11 protein-coding genes are annotated in these 17,794 nt (G+C 63.0%); all 11 read right to left on the minus strand.

What is annotated here, in order from left to right:
• Positions 1–305 precede the first annotated feature (305 nt).
• A complete protein-coding gene (tssJ, locus tag BG61_RS33170; RefSeq protein WP_051672958.1) occupies positions 306–839 on the minus strand; it encodes a type VI secretion system lipoprotein TssJ in 534 nt (177 codons plus the stop codon).
• A gap of 13 nt (positions 840–852) precedes the next feature.
• Entirely contained in the window at positions 853–1,974 is a 1,122-nt protein-coding gene (gene tssG / locus BG61_RS33175; RefSeq protein ID WP_051672959.1) for a type VI secretion system baseplate subunit TssG, read from the minus strand.
• On the minus strand, positions 1,971–3,746 hold the full coding sequence (gene tssF / locus BG61_RS33180; RefSeq protein ID WP_035933898.1) for a type VI secretion system baseplate subunit TssF: 1,776 nt from the start codon (positions 3,744–3,746) through the stop codon (positions 1,971–1,973). Before tssF ends, tssG begins: the two co-directional genes overlap by 4 nt.
• Positions 3,747–3,763: 17 nt before the next feature.
• Positions 3,764–5,371, minus strand: a complete 1,608-nt coding sequence (gene tssA, locus BG61_RS33185; protein WP_035933896.1) for a type VI secretion system protein TssA — start codon at positions 5,369–5,371, stop codon at positions 3,764–3,766.
• On the minus strand, positions 5,368–9,093 hold the full coding sequence (locus BG61_RS33190; RefSeq protein WP_063741153.1) for an ImcF-related family protein: 3,726 nt from the start codon (positions 9,091–9,093) through the stop codon (positions 5,368–5,370). The genes tssA and BG61_RS33190 overlap by 4 nt, the downstream gene beginning before the upstream one ends.
• Positions 9,090–10,331: a hypothetical protein gene (locus tag BG61_RS33195; RefSeq protein WP_035933894.1), complete on the minus strand. Its 1,242-nt coding sequence runs from the start codon at positions 10,329–10,331 to the stop codon at positions 9,090–9,092. Before BG61_RS33195 ends, BG61_RS33190 begins: the two co-directional genes overlap by 4 nt.
• A 4-nt stretch (positions 10,332–10,335) precedes the next feature.
• Entirely contained in the window at positions 10,336–10,584 is a 249-nt protein-coding gene (locus BG61_RS33200) for a PAAR domain-containing protein (protein ID WP_035933893.1), read from the minus strand.
• A 95-nt stretch (positions 10,585–10,679) separates the two neighbouring features.
• The gene (locus BG61_RS33205; protein ID WP_035933891.1) at positions 10,680–11,306 is read right to left on the minus strand and encodes a hypothetical protein; all 627 of its coding nucleotides are present in this window, start codon (positions 11,304–11,306) and stop codon (positions 10,680–10,682) included.
• Between the two features lie 791 nt (positions 11,307–12,097).
• Positions 12,098–13,420 carry a LysM peptidoglycan-binding domain-containing protein gene (locus BG61_RS41510; protein ID WP_081868266.1) on the minus strand — a complete coding sequence of 441 codons (1,323 nt, stop codon included), beginning with the start codon at positions 13,418–13,420 and terminating at the stop codon, positions 12,098–12,100.
• Positions 13,417–15,972, minus strand: a complete 2,556-nt coding sequence (locus BG61_RS33215) for a type VI secretion system Vgr family protein (RefSeq protein ID WP_063741154.1) — start codon at positions 15,970–15,972, stop codon at positions 13,417–13,419. The genes BG61_RS41510 and BG61_RS33215 overlap by 4 nt, the downstream gene beginning before the upstream one ends.
• 195 nt (positions 15,973–16,167) lie before the next feature.
• Positions 16,168–17,721, minus strand: coding sequence for a type VI secretion system contractile sheath large subunit (gene tssC, locus BG61_RS33220; RefSeq protein ID WP_035933890.1), 1,554 nt, complete (start codon positions 17,719–17,721; stop codon positions 16,168–16,170).
• Between the last annotated feature and the right edge of the window lie 73 nt (positions 17,722–17,794).

The following is a 17,794-nucleotide window of genomic DNA, read 5'->3' on the forward strand; positions in this document are numbered from 1 at the left end:
GCTCTCCGCCAAGTTCGTGCTCGCACCGATGCGCAAGCGCTGGATCAGCAACACGATGACAGCCGACGAAGCTGCACAGTTTCAGTCAATCGGCAAGGGCAGTCACGTATCGCCCGGCCGGTAAGCGCGGCTGGTCCGCGTCCCGTCTGATGCGAAGCGCTCACGCCGATCGAGCGCTTCGCGTATCCGCTTCGCTGCGCTGACCGGGTTGCGACGTCACGCAACCGGCGGGACGGACCGGCCAGTGGCATCATCGCAACGTGCCTCGTGACACGGCTCAGAGGTGGACACGCTGGCGGTCAGCATCACCGTTGCGGCCGTTGACGCGGCACATCGGAAGCCGCCACGAGTTCACTGCCGACCAGTTCGAGCGTCAGCGGTTCGTCCGCCGACATCGACTCCTTCGCAATCACGCGGCGCCAGTCGCGCTCGTTATCCGCGTCGCGAAAGAACGCGGCGATCGCCACATATTGCGTGTCGGCGCGCATCGGCTGCGACAGGCTCGCCGCGCCGCCGGGATTGACCACCACACCGGCCGAGTCCCGCAGGTCCGCGCTCAGCACGGCCCTGTCGTTCTTCAGCAGATCATCGTAGGAGGCGGCGTCGAACGATTGGCGATCCTTCAGCTGATAGACGCGTACCGCCACCGACACCGGACGGCCGGCCTCGTCCGGATTGAGCGACGCGCGCGCCCTGAGATCCAGATTCAGCGTCTTGACCTGCTTGTAGAACACGGCGTGATAAGCGTCCGCCGTCGTATCCGACACCGACTGCCACGCGCCGCAAGCACTCAGGATCAGGCTGGTGCCGAAGGCGGTGACAAGGGGCAAGGCTCGCATAGTGACTCCTGCTTCATGCAGCATGGCCAGGCGCAGCGTGTCGCGCCGCGGCGGTTTTCGGGATCGCCTCGTATCGGCCGAGCGGGATCGTGATGACGCGGTCCCCTGCGGGTTTCAGCAACGTGGTCCAGGCGAGGCGCCCGCCGTGGGTATGTTCCGGTGCGCCCGCGCCGATCGTGCGCGGGCCGCCGATTTTCAGCACCGGCGCAACGGCGGCGGACACCTCCATGCGCAGCACCACGTCGGCCTTGTGCCCCAGATACACGCGAAGCAGGCTCATCAGATCGCGATGAAGCAGCGCGCCGGGCAACAGGCCGTGCGCCTGCGCGGCGCTCGCGGGCGAGAGCGTCACCCGCACTGCCTCGGCGCGATTGATGACGCGCCGGCCCAGTACGTGGCCCCGGCCAAGCCCCTCTTCGGCGAAGGATTGCTGCCCCGATTGTGCGGACGGACGGCCCGGGCGCAGACCGGGCTGATGATCGAGCCGGACCCACACCGGGAAGCGTTCGTCGATCCTCACCCCCGCGCCCGGCACCGCCAGCGCGATCACGCCCGCAAGTCCTTCGGCCGTGCGCGTGCGCTGCGTGAGCAACCCCAGCAGCCCGAGCACGCGCGCGGCCGGCAAACCCGCGCGGCCGGCCTTGTCGCCGAGACCGAAGCCCGCGAGACACAGCAGGCTGCGCGATATGTCGTCCGTGCCGCCGCGCTCGAAGGCGGCCCAATAGCGATACTTTCGCCACGCGCGGTAAAAGAGCGTCGCGATGCGGTGATTGAACACGTCGAGGAAGGCCATCACTTCTTCGTGCCCCTCGCGCCTGAGCACGATGTCGTCGATCAGGTGCGGCGGCATCGCCGCGTTCACGCCGTACAGACCGAGGAAAGTCGTGCGAACGGAGGGCGGCGTATCCGGGCGGTCAGCGTCGAATTCGACGGCCGCGACCTCCGTGCCCGGAAAGCCCGTCTTCGGATACGGCCGGAACCGCACCGGCTCGCGCGCGGGGGTGTCGTGCGTGCCGAGGCCGGCCCGGCCGGGATCGAGGCGTTCGAGCAACTGGCACAACTGGAAGAAATTCATCCGCGCCGCGCGCGCGAGCACGACCGAGCGGATGCCGGCGAACCTGTCGGGCGCGTTCATAACGGCGAGCGCTCCGCGTGACTTGGCGGCCACCCGATCCGCGCACCCGACGGCAGGCTGATCACCGCCAGTTGCGTGAAGAGGTTGATCTCGGCATACAGCGCAAAAAAACGATGCAGCAGTTCGCCGAACAGATGGACGTCGCCGTCGCCCGCGAACGCGTGGCTGTCGAGCGTCACCTCGATCAGCACGCCGCGCTCGACGCCGCCGCGCATCACCTGGCGCTTCGGCGTCTGCGCCACCTCGCGAATGCCCGCCAGACGGCGGCGGTTCATTTCGTCGCTGGTCCAGTCGTAGAGTGCAAGTGCGCCGCGCAGCACTTCGGCGTCCATCATCGAAAGGAAGTTCGGCGCCAGATGCGACAGCACGCGCCATTGAAAGCGGTCGTTGACGGGCGGATAGACCGGCAGCGTCGGCGACGTGAGATTGCGCACCCGCGCGACGTTCGGCGCGCTTTCCACCAGGTCGTCGATGCCCGCCTCGCGCAGGCCCTTGCGCGGCAGCATGCCGTTGGTGCCGGTCACGCGCAGCGACAGCGTTTCCTCGGGCAGGTCGCGCATCGATTCCCAGGCGTGGCCGCCGAGGATGATCCAGGTGTCGAAGAGGCCCGTCGCGCCCTGTCTCACGCGCGTGTGGAAATAGCGTTCCGGCGCCTCGTGACGCAGCATGCCGCCGCGATGGCGAAACGTGGAGAACGGCACGTACTCGAAACGCTCGGCGGAGTCGTGATCGAACGACTCCACGGCTTCGACCGAATAGGTTTCGACGAAACCGCCGTGGTGATGCATCGGCTTCACGCGATATTCGCTGTCATGGTGGTTGATGCGCACGGGCTCGGCATCGAGTTCGAAGAGGTTGATGATCGGCGTGCAGAAAAGGCGCACGTTCGCCGCGGTGAAACGCAGGTCGGCCGGATGGCTTTCTGTGAGCAGCACCTCGACTTCGAAGCTCCAGGCGTCGGGCGGCAGCGCGTCCATGGTGAGGCCGCACAGGTCGACGAACAGGAATTTCTCGCGGAACGTGAAGTATTCGAGCAGCAATTGATAGCCCGAGAAGGCGATCTCGGCCTTGGGCCACAGGCGTTCGTCCGCCGAGAAGCCGGCCGCCTCAAGCCGGACGTTCGTCACGGGCGTGGGCGCGCCGTCGCGCATTTCGGGAACGCGCAGCGAGACCGACTGCACCTGCCGGGTGAGTGCGAGGTGCAACGCGAAGGCCACCGGCAGGTCGGCGTTCAGGTACAGGCGGATGCGCGAGAGGTCGAGCGCTTCGCGACGCGCCGAGCGGTCGATTTCGAAGGCGAGCCGGATCACCGAGCGCGCGTCGTGCCGCACCGAAGGCGCGGCGTCCGTGAGCCGGATCGGCATCAGCGTGACGGTCTGCGTCGTGCGGTAGAGGCATTGCACCCCGCTTGCGCCGATCCTGCCGGAGCGCACCGCGAGTCCCGCCGGGACGGTCTCGGTTTGCTGCAGCGTTTCCTGCGCGGGCGTCATTTCGAGAATCGACAGCGACGGGATCATGCGCAGGTAGTGCGGCCACAGGAGGCCGACGAGCCCTTCGGTCAGTTCCGGCAGTTCGTCGTCGAGCTTCTTGCGCAGACGGCCCGTGAGAAAAGCAAAGCCTTCGAAGAGGCGCTCGACATACGGATCGCGGTCGCCCACGCGATCGAGATTGAGCATGCGCGCGCGGTCCGGATGCGTCTCGGCGAACTCCTTGCCGGCCTCGCGCAGATAGCGCATCTCGGCTTCGTAGTAGCGCAGGATGGAATCGTCCATGAAGGATCCTTTTTGGGTTACGGCAGCGCGACGGCGCGGGCCGGATCGAGCACGGTCAGTTCGCCCTGCAACCGCTCCACGCGACGGCTGAGGGCGGGCTTGTCGGCGTCCTTGCGGCTCATGGCGGCCTTGAGCACCCGCAGCAGGTGATGCTTCACCTCGAAGGTCAGCGCCGGCTCCCAACGCGCAAGCGCGCACTGCGCGGTCGCCTCGTTCAGGTCGGTCAGCAGGTGCAGCGCGATGTCGGGCTTGCCGCCGTGGTCGGCGACACGCGCCATCAGCCAGCGCTGCAAAAAGCGCTGACGATCCGACTGGATGCCCGGTAGCGCCGCGAGCCACGCATACGCGGCATCGAGCCCCTGGCTCGCGAGCAGATCGCGCGCCTGGGCTTCCATTTCGGCCCACCCGCCCGGGTCGCCCGCATCGCCCGACACCGGCAGCGGCGCGAGCGTCTCGCCCGCCTCCAGATCGCGCACCACCGCGTGCCGCGCGATCCAGTCGAGCGTGGCGTCGTCGGCGAACGGAGTGCCGTCGTTGAACGCCAGCCGCTCGATGCCGGAAAGGCGCGCGAGCAGCAGCGCGAAATCGGTGCGCAGCAGATCGCGCCATTCGCTGTACGGCGCGCCCGCATGATCGAGCGCCGTGTGCTGGAAAAACTGCAGGTCGAACCACACGTGATTCGCCCCTTCGGTGAACACGCCCTCCACCCGTTCGAGCAATTCGTGCCAGTGCTTTTGCAGCACGAGCCGGCGAAACTGCTGCCGCAACTCCGCGCGCGGCGCGGGCAGGCGCGTGCGCGACTCTCTGTCAGCGGGCGGCAGGTCGTGGACCGTGTCCCAGCGCACGCAGCGCATCAGGCGCGCAGCCGGCAGATAGCCGTTTTCCTGCGCCCGCAGGTACTGCGCCATCGCGCGGGTTTGCTCCAGCAGGTCGCGCGTCGACGCGATCGCAACCGGGCCGCCTTGCGCGCTCGACTGGACGGACGCGCCGGGCGTCGTCACTCCGGATGACGACTGGACCGGCTGCGGGTCCGATTCGAAGCGCGAGATGAGCGGCTGCAGGTTGGGACGCGCGGCCCCGGCCCACTGGCCCGTGCGCGTGACGATGAGATTCAGCGCCGCCATCGCGCGTTCGAGATCGGCGGGCATGAAGGACGCGTGCGGCTCGCCCGCGCTTTCGCCGACGCTCGACAGGTGGTCCAGCATGCGCGAGGTCGCCAGCCAGTCGAGCGCGCCCTTCTTCGCCTCCGGACGCGCGGGCAGCAGCGCCTCGCCAAAGCGTTCGACGAGCGCGGCGCTCAGCTCCAGTCCATCGGCGAAACCGGCCGAGCCATCCTGGCGAAGCCGCGCGAACGCGTAGTACGCGGCGAGCCGCAGGTCCTTGCCCGTCTCCTTGAGCAACTGCTCGCAGGAACGCACGATCAGCGCATCGTCGATGCCGGTGAGCTTCGCCAGTTCATCCTTGATCGCAAAGAACGCGTCTTCGTAGCCCGGATCGCGGCCGATGCCGTCGCCGCCGGCGAGCGGTTCGAGCCAGCCGGCCCACGCGCCGATGCGCTCACGCATCAGGTCGTCGGGATCTCGCGTGCCGAACAGCGACTCGAGCAGAGTGGAAAAAAGGCTCATTCGATCTCCGGCCTGGCGCCGCGCGGCAACGGCATTGCCGCGTGTCTCGCCGCTTCGACCGCTGACGCGGGCAAGGGCGGCGGATTGGACGCCTGACCCGGCATACGCTTGCCCGCGCTGCCCGTCAGGAAGATGCGCTGCGGCAACACGAAGCGGCGCAGCATCAGCGCATCGAGCGGACCCGCGCCCGATTCGCTGCGCAACTGCACCTGCAGCGCGAGCGGCTGTCGCGATGCGCGCGGCGGCTCGTCCTGCGGCGCCACACGGACGACGCCGGAAGCCGGCCCGGAATCGGCGGCCGAAGCGAGCATCGCTGGCGGGTCCGCCGCGCTCCAGTCGTCCGTGATGCGCGGGCGGCCTGTCGCTGCCGCCGTTCGCACCGGCGCGCTCGCTTCCTGCCGCACAGGCGCGGCCTGCGCGCGCGAAATCACGGGCGATGCCTGCGCCCCCGGTGTCCACTTGAGCACGTATCGCGCGCCGTCCTGCTGCGTGACCGTTGCGCGCTCGAGCAGCCGGATCAGAGCGAAACGGCCCGTGAAGTCGAGACCCGAGCGCACGCCCGCCTGCTCCGTCTGCCATTCGACGTGCGCGCGATTCTCGAGCGCGTCGCCCGGCCAGATGAACGGCGTCCAATCTTCCTTCTGGTTGAAATAGTGCAGATCGCGCCCCGAGAGCTTGAACTTCATGTCGGTGATGCCGGGCGCAGGAATCGCGCGTAGCTCGTAGCGCACGCCTGCGTCGCCGTTCGGGAACAGCACATTCGACACGCGCGCGAGGCGGTTGAGCGCGCGCACGAACTCCGGGTCGACCGCCAGCGCATTGCGTCCCGCGCCCTGCGCGACCACCCACTGATCGCCCTGGCGCTCCAGGATGCCGGAGAGTTGCGTCGTGACGAATTGCGTGATCACGCCGTCATTCGCGCGCAGGAAACGCGCCATCTCGGGCAGCGACGCGTCGTTGTCCGAGTCGGCAAACGGATAGCGGCCGCCGAACGACTTGTTCCATGCCGCGACCACCGCGCTTCGCCACGTCTCGTTCAGGCTCGCGGATGCCGGTTTCAGCACCACGTCCCAGGTCTGGTCGAGCGGACGCTGGAACAGCGCGTCGCCGAAACCGGCCCACTGTTCGCCCAGGCTGGCGGCCACCCGGGCCGCGTAGTCGCGGCTGTCGCCGAGATCCGAGGTCCGGCCCTGCAGGATCGCCTGCGCGGCCGTGCGCGACATCGCGTCGGGGTCGGCGCTCGTCATGATCTGCTGCAGCTTCAGACGCACGGCGGTGACACGCTCGAGATAGCGCGGCAGGCTCAGGTCAGTGGGACCGGCGGGCTGTGCCGATGCGACTTTGGCTTGGACGTTGCCCGCGAGGTCGCTGCCGGCCAGGCGCAGCAGCGGACCGAACGCGGCGGCAAGCGGCGTCTCGGGTGGCGGGCTGGCTCTGGACGGGTCCGTCGCGGTCCCTTTGATCAGTTCCCGCGCCTTGGCGACGAGCGTATCCGACAGCGACTGTCCGCTGCCGCCCGCGCCCGCCTGGTACACGATCACCTTGAACAGCGCCGCGAGCGGCGAGCGCTGGGCGTCGGCGTACAGGCTCAACTGGTCGACGGTGCCCGGGAGCGAGCTGTCCGGCTGCCAGCGCACGCTGTTGAGGAACTGCTGCCAGTGGCGGGCGTAGTCGGCGAAATAGCGCTCGCGCAAAGCCTGCTTGAGCGAAGCGGCGGAGGTCGATGCGTCCCCCGAGGGGACTTCCTTCGGTGCGTCCGAAAGTACCCAGTCGCCCGTGACCGTGCGCTGCTCGCTGGCGTCATCGATCGCACGGCCGATGCGTTCGTCCCACGCCGCGCGCGTGTAGATGCCCGGCAGGGTGTCGCTCGTCGTCAAGAGGCCGCGGCTCGGGACGTCGCTCAGCAGCGCCTGCAGCGATAGCGGCGGGTACTTGCTGCGGTTCTCCTCGACGATCTGCTCGTAGACTTTATCAGTCGAATTCTGCAAACCGACCACGCTCACGAGCGACTGACGGGCGGCGCTGACAAGCGTGGCGTCGGGCGCGATTGCAAGCGACGCCCCATGCTGCCCCAGGTGGTTCGCGTGGAAGGTCACGAGGCGCTGCGTCAGGTCGCGCCAGCCACCCGGGCCGAGACGCGATGAATCGGGGCGCGCCGGTTCTCCCGTGTCCAGCAATTCGGGGATCAGGAATCTGCTGTCCACACGTTCCGGATGAGCCAGCATCAGGTAGGCCTTGAGCGTCCGGTAAGCGCGCTTCACCTGCGCGTCGCCGCCGCTCGCGAGTTCCTGGTCGGTCAGCGCGCCAAGTTGCCGGAGGTCGGCTTCGAGCTTCGCGCGAATCGGCTGCACGAGGATGGGGTTGCTCGCGGCTGTGTAGGCGGGCCATAACGAAGCCAGCAATTCGGCGTCGCGGTTCAGGCCGAAGCGGGTGTACCAGGGGGCGCCCTCGCGCTGACGGGTTTCCAGGGCGTCGAGGTGCTTTTGGAGGGCGCCGAGGGTGGAGGCGGAACGGGTTCGGTCCTGCGGCCCTGAAAACGCTGCGGCCACGTTTGCGGCGGCCTCGATGCCGGCGCGGTTCACCGTGCCCGAGACAAGCGTACCCGTGAGCACCAGGGCAGCGAGCGCCATGACACTCCACGCGGCGACCTGCGTCAACGAGAAGCCAATGCGACGGCCTCGCACGCATCGGCTGTGTTCGGCGACCGCGCGCCACGTGAGATGCGCCCGTTCGTGTGCGCGATCGTCCCCGGCCGCGGTATTGGACGGGTTCGGCCTGACGAGCGGTACAAACAGAATGCCGAACAGAGCCGTTTGCCGCGCACGCCCCATGTTCAGATGACTGGCGAGCGCAGACAGCGCATCGGCGCGCTCCGTGACATGCCTGGAAAACTGTGCAAGATAGCGTTCGCGAATTCGCAGTGTCAGCGTCTGCACGCCTCGGTCGGCAAGCAGCCGGGACAGGTTCGCGAGCGAACGCCTGACCTGGGAGGGTTCGACTGTGCGGCTCGACCATAAGGAGGCGACCGGCTCGCTCGCATCCGGAACCGGACCATCGACATCGACCAGATCGAGCACGTAGGCGGGTGCAGCCCATCCAAGCGTACGGCCTTGCTGCGATAACTGATGAGCCAGCATCCCGGCATCGAAAACCGCGTGCGTGCCCTCGCTCGCCCGCACGAGCTGAATCACGGCATCGACAGGCCGGCGACGCCGGGCCCGGCGGATTTGCATGAGCCAGTCCCTGGCCCATTTGTCACTATCTCCCGCGTAGAGAAGAACAGCACCAGGCGAGACATGCCAGCCGGAGTCACTCAGTCCGGGAACCAGCGCATCGACCGTGCCTTTGTCGCCCGATATCAGCAGCCACGGCTCGCGGTAACGCCAGCGCCGGCCATGGTTCTGCTGCAGGGACGATCTGAGAGCCAGATACCGCTCGGCCATGATGCCGTCGACAGAGGCTGCTCCCGCACCTGCCCGTGCTGCCGGATCGCGCCTGTAGCGATGCGGGTCCCGCTCCGGCGACAGACGCGCGACCAACCGCCACGCCGCGGTGAAGGGCGCGCGCAGGAGCAGCAGTACCGCGCCGGCCAGCACGACGCTCATGATCCTGTGGACGGGCGAGGCATCGATGCTGGCGCCAAAAAAGTAGGCGACGGTCGCCGCCGCCAGCGTGATCGCCCCGACAACCATCCAGTATCCCGAAAGCTTCCTGCGCTTCATTGCTCCATTTCCATTTCGTTCGCGGGAGCAGTCGGCCGCACGACGGCCAGGCTCAATGCGTGCTCACGCGCGGCTATCATCTGCGGCTCGCCGCTTTGCCATGCATGCTCCGTTGCCAGCGCAACGGCCAGCCACCCTGATGCCGCACCGGGTTTGCCCAACGCGAGGTCGATGTCGTGTACGCCTTTATGAGCCGCTTCGCCCGCAACCTGGAGTCCCAGATCGGTTGCACCACGCACGAGCGACGGTTTGTCCTGCCCGGTCAATCCGGCTTGCCATACGCCCTTGATCTCCTCCGCTGAAACGCCACCCCATAGCAGAGCAGTGGGTATGGATTCGGCAAACTCAGCCGGAGCGCTCTCGACCGGGCGATGCAGTAGCGCAACAGACCTCAGTTGCAGCCGTTCAGCAAGGGGCGCCCAACCCAGCAACAATGCGACGCCGGCCTCGGCGCTATTCTCGGGTGGATCCTCGTAAAGCTGCACGGCAACGAACAACCTCAATTTTTCGAGTGCCGGGCCGCCCTTGATGTCCAGCCATTCATCTGTCGCCATCAACCCTTGTGCTACATCCAATAGCGATGCTGACGTCTGCGGATATCCAAGCTGCTCCCAACAGCGCTTCCATGTTTCCAGCAGCGTTTCGCGATCCGTATCAGCGGGCACCTGGAGGCGGACATCGAACGGAATCCTTTGCGGCAGGTCGTTCAACACGTCATCGAGTTCCCCGAGCAATGCGAGGAACAAAGCGCGATAGCGGCCCCCGGCTGCCTCGTCGTCGATCGACGCCAGTGCAGTGTGGCGGACAGCCTCTGCATGCGGCCGGGGCACGCGAGCCTTCAGCGCGCTCTGCTTTTCGTTCGCGATGGAGGACGCCACGCCATACGCGCCCATCGCGCAAAGATAGGCTGAGCCCAGCACCGCGAGAGGCTCGCGCGCGAATTCGACAGCCTGGATGCGATCGGCCTCGAGTGCTTCCTGCTCCGCCCGAAGCCGGTCCGTTTCCTCGTCGTAGTAGTGCAACCGCAGGCCGAACGCCACGCACCATGCGAGCGCAGGAAACACGAGCAGACGCGTCCAGAACCATGCCGAACCGGTTGGTTCGCCCTTGGGCCAGGTCATCAACGTCAGCGCGGCACCCGTGAGCATGAACGCGATGAACAGCGCCAGCCAGACGATCGCCCGAGGCGGCGATGGGAACGCCCAGTGCGGCGGGATTTCGGGCAGTTCTACTGTCATCGTCTTAGGTCAGGATGGAAATCAGCATGCGCACGCGTAACGCGCGAAAGCCATGGCGGGCGCTCGGTACGCCGTCATTGGTCATGGACTCGTGACCATTGATGATCAGATTGGGACGGACATCGTGCCTGAGGCACGATACTGCGTCGCCCTTGCGCGCGACCGCGCGGCCACCGGAGCGCATCGTCGCGGACGCGCTGATGGCTGCGCCGCCGTGGTCTGTGGGGTTGGCCAAGGGGAGAAGGTCGAACAATTATTTCCTTTAAAGTCGGGTAAAGCGCACTCTGGATTAACAATAGTGGTTCAGGGTGAGTCGTTAAAAAAGATGGTCTCGGCCGGCTCCGCTTGTTATTCGAGAAAGGGACTCATCGTGTCGGACATTTTGACCCATCCCGTCGATAATTCGTCGCTTTGATCGTTCAAGAATCTCACGAAATAAAAGTCGTCCTTTTTGTTAAGAGCAATAATTACATCACCCGGAATGAGAAATCCTCTTCTCTTGACGAACTTGATATTCTTGACATCGTAAAAATGCGTCTTTTTCTTTGCTATCAAGATTCCGACAATCGGAGTTCGTTTTTGGATAATATTTGGGATCGCATCATCTTTTTGAAATCCTCCACCGGCAGCAGTCAAGCATCCGCCAGGCACTTCCTCCATCTGAATGGTCCAGCTATCGCCGTCGATTAACAATTCCCCTGGCAAATCTTCCAATATGCGTCGGTGTTTGTAACTATCTGCGGTAAAAAATGTATTTATCTTGAATCTGGCGCCGCTGGCAGAGCGATTTTCCGATTTAAAGAAAAATCTACAGGAAGCTGATGCGCGCACACCATCAACCGCAGGAAGTGACAGGCTATAATAACCGTTATACTTTACGCCGGCTTCCTCGACGATTAAATACGGCTCATCAAACTCTATCAAGGTGGCCGCATTGATGTTCGGATGAAAAAGCGCAACAATGATAAAAATCATCAAGCAATCCCATCGCCAGCAAATTCGACGCTTCATTATTTATCTTAATATAATTTCGCACAAATGACTTCGAACGCATCCTTAACATTTTTCTTTCGACCCGTCATGGCTCTCGTCCTTTACCTTACCCCGCGAACAATGCAATTTCGCGATCTATTACGGCGAAAGCTTCCTCAGCTGGTCGATTGAATCAGCGGGCCTCATACCTAACCCGTCTCCGATAAGATTTGGAAAAGATATATGTGAACTATAATTAAGAACCGCGACAGCACCTGAAGATCTATATTGCTGACCTACGTTCTGTCGCAAAATCATATATATATTCAATTTTCCATTCGTGAGCCTATCAACTGAAATTGCATTAAATCCAATACACGACTCTGATATTTCATCATCCTCTCTCCGCACTCCCGAAACTACGAGTCGCGATAGAAGACGCCCCGCCGAGTTGAAAATCGCGAGATCGCACACCCGATTTCTATATTCTTTCGAACTGTATACAACTGGAGCTAAAATATATCGAGAGGTCCTGCCGCCAAATGCAAAAGTCTGTCGCTTTTCTAAATATATCGACAGGTCATCGACGGCGATTGAGCGATATGCAGTGTCAACCCAGTTCGCCACTGCTTTGGAATCGCGCCCCGACAGAGCGCTAAGCACTGGATGGGACACGTCACGGGCATGCGCGCCCCCGAATAGGAAACAAGCCAGAATTGTAAGTGCAAAACGTAGTTTCACGTTCAATGCTCCTTTACGTTATTTATGTCAGCTTGCATCGACATTGTTCGCAATTACTTTTTCCGCTTAAGAAGCTTGTCGTAAATATTTTTTAGCTGAGTGTCGTAGCTATTTCTTTTATAGCGGGGACCATTATATGCAGCGGCGATGGAGGCCCAATTTTTCCCCTTCAAAGCAGGGCGCAACCCAGTGCTAGTGGCGAAATTGACAACGGCCTTCAGATGCTCCACTTCAGAAATGCACATACTCTCGACAAACGTCTTTACATCGTTGAAACCACACGCCCTGTAATTTTCCCCCATGATTTGGAATTTCCCCCACGAACAAGCCGCCAATGCAGCTCCGGGGTCGAGCGTGTACGCCTTCGCCAGCTTCTTGTATTGCCAAGAAAATAATCCGTAGTGGTTTCCGTCGTCATAACGCTTGCCGCGCTCATCACGAGCGCTGCCCGGCATATACTCTTTCGAACCAGATATATCAGGATTGTCTTCGCTGAATTTTTGATTTGTATTCTTACCAAATCTGTGGCGTTCGAAGAGTATCGTCGGTCGACGTTGCTTATCAAAAGCACCCATCCCAAGCGCCTTCAGCTTTTCGGTTTCCTGTTCGGCGATTGCCATGATGACTTCAATCTCGCATCCTAGTTCGTTTGCAGCACTGAGCCAATTTTCCTCCGTGATTTGCGCACCGGTATATGTAGTCCTTGCCTTAGCAATGATGTCCGGTTCTTCCACGCCATCATTGGCAACCTTTGCGACTGGCTTGTTCGCTGCTGTCTTGGTTTCAGATACCTTGATACCGAGAAAGCCCATTTCCTCAGTCCACCAGCTCTGCGGGACGCCTGTTGCCGGTTCGGCAGGGGGCGTATGCTTCGATGGTGGTCCTTTTCCGGTGGGCACAGTATTCGCCGGCGCCTCAGCCCCCGGTTCTTTCGGGTGCGGATGGGTTTTCGCCTCAAGCTTCAGCTTCGGACTCACCAGCGTGACGAGCTTGTTCGCATAACCTGACGCTACGGTAGCAATTTCCTTCAAATCGCCTCCAGTGCGCCGCACAAGAATTCGAATCTTGTCCGTCGGCCACTCGGTCATGATTGGTTCGGAACGCCCCGTATGGTCGGTCTTTCCCGACACTTCCCTTCCGCAATACCTGACCACGTACGACAAGTCGCGCAACGGATTGTGATCCCGATCCAGAAACTGAAGATTGACACCGCACACCGCCTCTTTATTCAATGCGAGCTTTTCTCCGGCCTTGATCCGATTCGGATTGCGAATTCCGTTTAGCTTGGCGAGTTCGGAAACGGGTACGCCAGTCCGGCGGGATATACCAGACAACGTATCATTCGATTGAACGGTATAAAAATAGTTGTTCTTCACGTCTCGCTCTCCGGATCGATGTCCTCATCCGACACCTCGAATTCTTCGACAACACCCCACTCTCCCCCGCCGATAAAAGCCGTTACCGTTTCCGATTTATCCGTAAAAACGCGATCGGTTATTCCGTCCTCATTTGTAGTGCCTGCGCGGAGCAGCTTGCCCTGCGCATTGCGGATCTCATACTCGACACCCGCCCAGTTCTCTTTGCTGGCGGGATCGTGGGCAATAAACTGCGACAAGTCGAACTTCTGACTGAACTGCTTCGTGTCGGGAATCCGGGCGAAAGTTGGCGCGCGCACGCGCATGCTGGCCGGCCCCGGCCTATTCCAAGCCGCGCACTTCTCGAGAATGTCCCCGGGCGTGCCGTTCTCGATCCCCTGCGGCGTGATCCTGATGTACGACCCGCCTGCTCCGATCCACACTTCTTTCTCGGCCGCCAGCACCAGCTTGCCCTCCGTACTGGTGATCGTGACGTCCTTGAGAGCAGCCAGCGTCATCTCATCGCTCTGCGCCTGAATCTCGACCTTCCCCTTCGCCGCAATCAGCTTCACGCCCAGCTTCTGCGCGAACAGCGAGATCGCCTCGCCTGCCGCGACCGTGAACTTCCTGAGCACACCGATATCGGCGCTCCCGCCCGCACTCGCCGTCAAATTTCCCTGCGCGGCGAGTTGAAGATGATGTCCGCTCGTGAGGGCCATGCCCGCGGGCGCACTGGCGACCAGCACCGCCTGCTGCAACTGGTCGAGCCGCCGCTCCAGAAACTCGCGCTGCTTGTCGACCTCCACCATTTGCGCCTGCGCCACGCGCGCCGTGTCCGCCAAGGCCTGCATCTGCGCGAGCGCGGCTTCGAGCTGCGTCTTCGCCGCCGCCATGTCGAGCTGCGGACCACTTGCCTTGGTCTGCGCGTCCGCCGAGATCAGTATTCCCTTGGCGGCCCTCACCGCCGCGTGACCGTCGGTGCGCAACTCCGCGCCCTCGCCGCGCTTCTCCCGCTGCCCATCAACCATCTGACCGAGATTGAGCTCACTGGTCTGAAACGGCGTCCTCAGATGAACGTGTTCCGCACCCTCGCGGTCCTCCATCCGCAACTCGTTCTTCCCAGCCGTGCGGATGATGTTGCGCGTGTGGTTCTCGTTGTTGACGTGATCCTGATGCTGGCTGTCGTGCAACGCCCCGATGATCACGGGCCGGTCCGGATCGCCTTCCGTATGGATGACCGCGACCTCCGTCCCGTCGATCAGCGGATAGTGATGCCCGTAGTCGCGCCCCGCGTAGGGCTTCGCCAGCCGCACTGGCCGGCTCGTGCCACCCGGGCTCCACGTATCGAGATCGAACGGCAGTTGAATGCGATACCACCCTTGCGGCGTCAGATACGCATACTTGTAGTTGTCCGGCGACATCACGCGCGCCGGCAGGATGCCGGTGATCCTCGGCCTGGCAGCCGGATCGACCATCGCCCGATAGATCCGATCCGACGGAATCGCGCTGAACGCGCACGCATACGCTTCATGCCGCGAGGCCTTGTGGATGACCGTTGTCAGCAACAGGCCATGTTCAGCCGTGTCGAGCTTGCGGTTGCTGAACCGAAACACCGCGCCCGGCGTCATGCCGATCACATTGCCGGTCCCTTCGAACACCACCTGACGTGCCAGTTCCGCCTGATGCCGCAGCGTGGCGACGCGCTTGCCCGCCTCCGGCGTCGGATAATGCCCGCCCCAGCGATACTGCTTGCCGCCGGTCGTCGCGTCGTCGCGTGCGGCGTTGACTTCGGTCAGCAACGCCACGCCCGCCGTGCGATGGTTGTAGTCGTCCACCGTGATCGACTGCACCACGCGCGTGCGGTGTTCGCTCAGCGACATCACCGATTCCACGCCCGGGCTCGCCATCCCGCCTTCCTCGCGGTACGGCGCAGTCAGCTTCGGCTCGCGCGCGTAGGCATCGAGATCGTCGCCGAACACGATCACCTCGCGCTCGGCGGTCTGCTCGAAGCGAAACCAGATGCCTTCGTCGGCTGCGATCCGCTTGATGAACGCGAGCGCCGATTCGTTGTACTGCGTCGTGTACTCGCGGCTCTCGTACCCGGCGCGCAGCTTGAACTGGAAATCGACCGCGGTGTAGCCGTAGTGGCGCAACACGGCCTCGATGATCGACGGCACGGTCTGGTTCTGGAACAGCCGGCTCGCGAATTCCAGCTTCAGATCCGACAGACGCGGCTCCAGCACCACGCGATAACGCGTTTCATCCGCCGAGGAACCCAGTTCATCGAACGCCGTGACGATGCCGTTGAAGAGCCGCACCGGCGCCTTCGCGAGCCGTGCCACGAGTTCTGCGGGCAGTCCCGCATTGGCATCGACCGGCTCGATCGCGAACCTGGCCGGCTTGCCGAGCACTTCCGCCACAGGGACACCGGCGCACGCACTCGTGAACTCGATTCCGAACCGATAGGTTTCGCTGATCGCCTCCCGCCCCTCGAACGACAGCACCGAGAACAGCGCAGGCTGTTTCGCGAGGCGCAGGCTGTAGGCCTGCGTCGGTAGAATCATCGAACCCATGGCGAGTGATCTCCTGTCTAAGGTGGTCGCTGCGACGCGCTCGTTATCGATTGCATGCGCGATTACATGCGCGGCTCGCGGACGCAAGGGGTCCCGTCACCGGCGTGCAACGTCGGGTTCAACGAATACCTGCGTTGCAGCGAGCGGCACGGCGCATCACAAGGTGGCGCGAGGCCGCGCGCGGGTGCGCTCCGATCAGCTCTTGGCCTTCGGCATCTGCGACACCAGCGACAAACCGATATCCATCCCTTCGACCTGGAAGTGCGGGATGATGAAAAGCTTGATGCGGAAGAACCCCGGGTTGTCCTCGATGTCCTCCACCGTCACCTTCGCTTCGCGCAGCGGGTGTGAGGCTTGCAGGTCGTCGCCCGGATCGGTCATCTCCGTGACGAGGTTCTTGATCCAGTTGTTCAGTTCCATCTCGAGCAGACGCCGGTCCTTGGTCGTGCCGATGTTCTCCCGCTGAATCAGCTTGAGGTAATGCGCGATACGCGAGAGCAGGAAGATGTACGGCAGACGCGCGTTGATGCGGCTGTTCGCGGTCGCTTCCCTGGTGTCGTACAACGCGGGCTTTTGCGTCGAGTTGGCCGAAAAGAAACACGCGAAGTCGTGGTTCTTGTAGAACGACAGCGGAATGAAGCCGAGATTGGCGAACTCGAACTCGCGCGTCTCCGGAATCAGCACTTCGGTCGGGATCTTCGGCTGATAGCCGGTGCCGAGGTCGTACAAATGGACCGGCAAATCCTCTACCTTGCCGCCCGCCTGCGGGCCGCGAATCTGTACGCACCAGCCATTCCTGATGAAACTGTTGACCATGTTCGCAGCGAACGCGAACGAGGCGTTGACCCACAGATAGCGGTTGTGATCCGTGCCCTTGACCGCTTCCCGATAGTTGAAGCCGCGCACCGGCGTCGTATCCGGACCATACGGCAGACGGCCCAGCACGCGCGGCATGGTCAGACCGATGTAGCGCGCGTCATCGGTATCGCGGAAACTCTTCCACTTGATGTACTCGGCGCGATCGAAGTAGTTGCCGATATCCTGAATGGCGGCCACCTCTTCCATCGTCTCCTTGCCGAAGAACTTCGGACCGACGGAGCCCATGAACGGCATGTGCGCCGAGGCGGCCACCTTCGAAATATTGCGCAAGAGCGCGATGTCCTGCGGCGAGTTCGCGAACTCGAAGTTCGAGATGATCGAACCGATCGGCTGACCGCCGGGTGTGTCGTATTCCTGGATGTAGGTGTGGCGATACAGGCCGCTCTGAATCACCTCGGGCGTGTCCTCGAAATCCTGCTGCAACGCTTCCTTAGAGCAGTCGAGCACTTCGATCCTGACGTTCTTGCGAAAGTCGGTTCGATCGACCAGGAATTTGAGCCCGCGCCAGGCCGACTCGATGCTCTGGAACGACTCCGAATGCATGACCGCATCGAGCTGACGGCTGATCTTCTGATCGAGCGTATCGATATGAAAGTCGAGCAACGACTTGTCGAGCCGGTCCACCGGCCGGCTCGATTCTTCCACCATCTTGAGAAACACGCTGACTGCGCGCGACAGGCGCTCGTCGGTGGGCGCTTCGGCGAGCGCGTCGTTGTCCTGGAACGCTTCGAGCGGCCGCGCGCTTTCGACGGGCTTGAGGTTGATTTTCTCGAAGAGCGTCGCATAGACGCTGCGGCCATCCTGTTCAAGCGTGGTGGTGATCGTCTCGGCGGTAGCGGCGCCGACTTGCGGGGTTTCGTTGCGTGCCATGGTCTTCCCGTTGTGCGTGCGGAATGCTTGCTTGACGCATCCCGGTTGCGTGCCTGGAGCGTGCGGAATGCGA

The sequence above is a fragment of the Caballeronia glathei genome, from assembly GCF_000698595.1.
GTDB classification, from domain to species: domain Bacteria; phylum Pseudomonadota; class Gammaproteobacteria; order Burkholderiales; family Burkholderiaceae; genus Caballeronia; species Caballeronia glathei.

Coding starts and splice junctions, on each gene's coding strand:
- BG61_RS33205 (WP_035933891.1), bottom strand. CDS start 11,306: ATGATTTTTATCATTGTTGCGCTTTTTCATCCGAACATCAATGCGGCC.
- tssA (WP_035933896.1), bottom strand. CDS start 5,371: ATGAGCCTTTTTTCCACTCTGCTCGAGTCGCTGTTCGGCACGCGAGAT.
- tssJ (WP_051672958.1), bottom strand. CDS start 839: ATGCGAGCCTTGCCCCTTGTCACCGCCTTCGGCACCAGCCTGATCCTG.
- BG61_RS33215 (WP_063741154.1), bottom strand. CDS start 15,972: ATGGGTTCGATGATTCTACCGACGCAGGCCTACAGCCTGCGCCTCGCG.
- tssG (WP_051672959.1), bottom strand. CDS start 1,974: ATGAACGCGCCCGACAGGTTCGCCGGCATCCGCTCGGTCGTGCTCGCG.
- tssC (WP_035933890.1), bottom strand. CDS start 17,721: ATGGCACGCAACGAAACCCCGCAAGTCGGCGCCGCTACCGCCGAGACG.
- BG61_RS33195 (WP_035933894.1), bottom strand. CDS start 10,331: ATGACAGTAGAACTGCCCGAAATCCCGCCGCACTGGGCGTTCCCATCG.
- tssF (WP_035933898.1), bottom strand. CDS start 3,746: ATGGACGATTCCATCCTGCGCTACTACGAAGCCGAGATGCGCTATCTG.
- BG61_RS33190 (WP_063741153.1), bottom strand. CDS start 9,093: ATGAAGCGCAGGAAGCTTTCGGGATACTGGATGGTTGTCGGGGCGATC.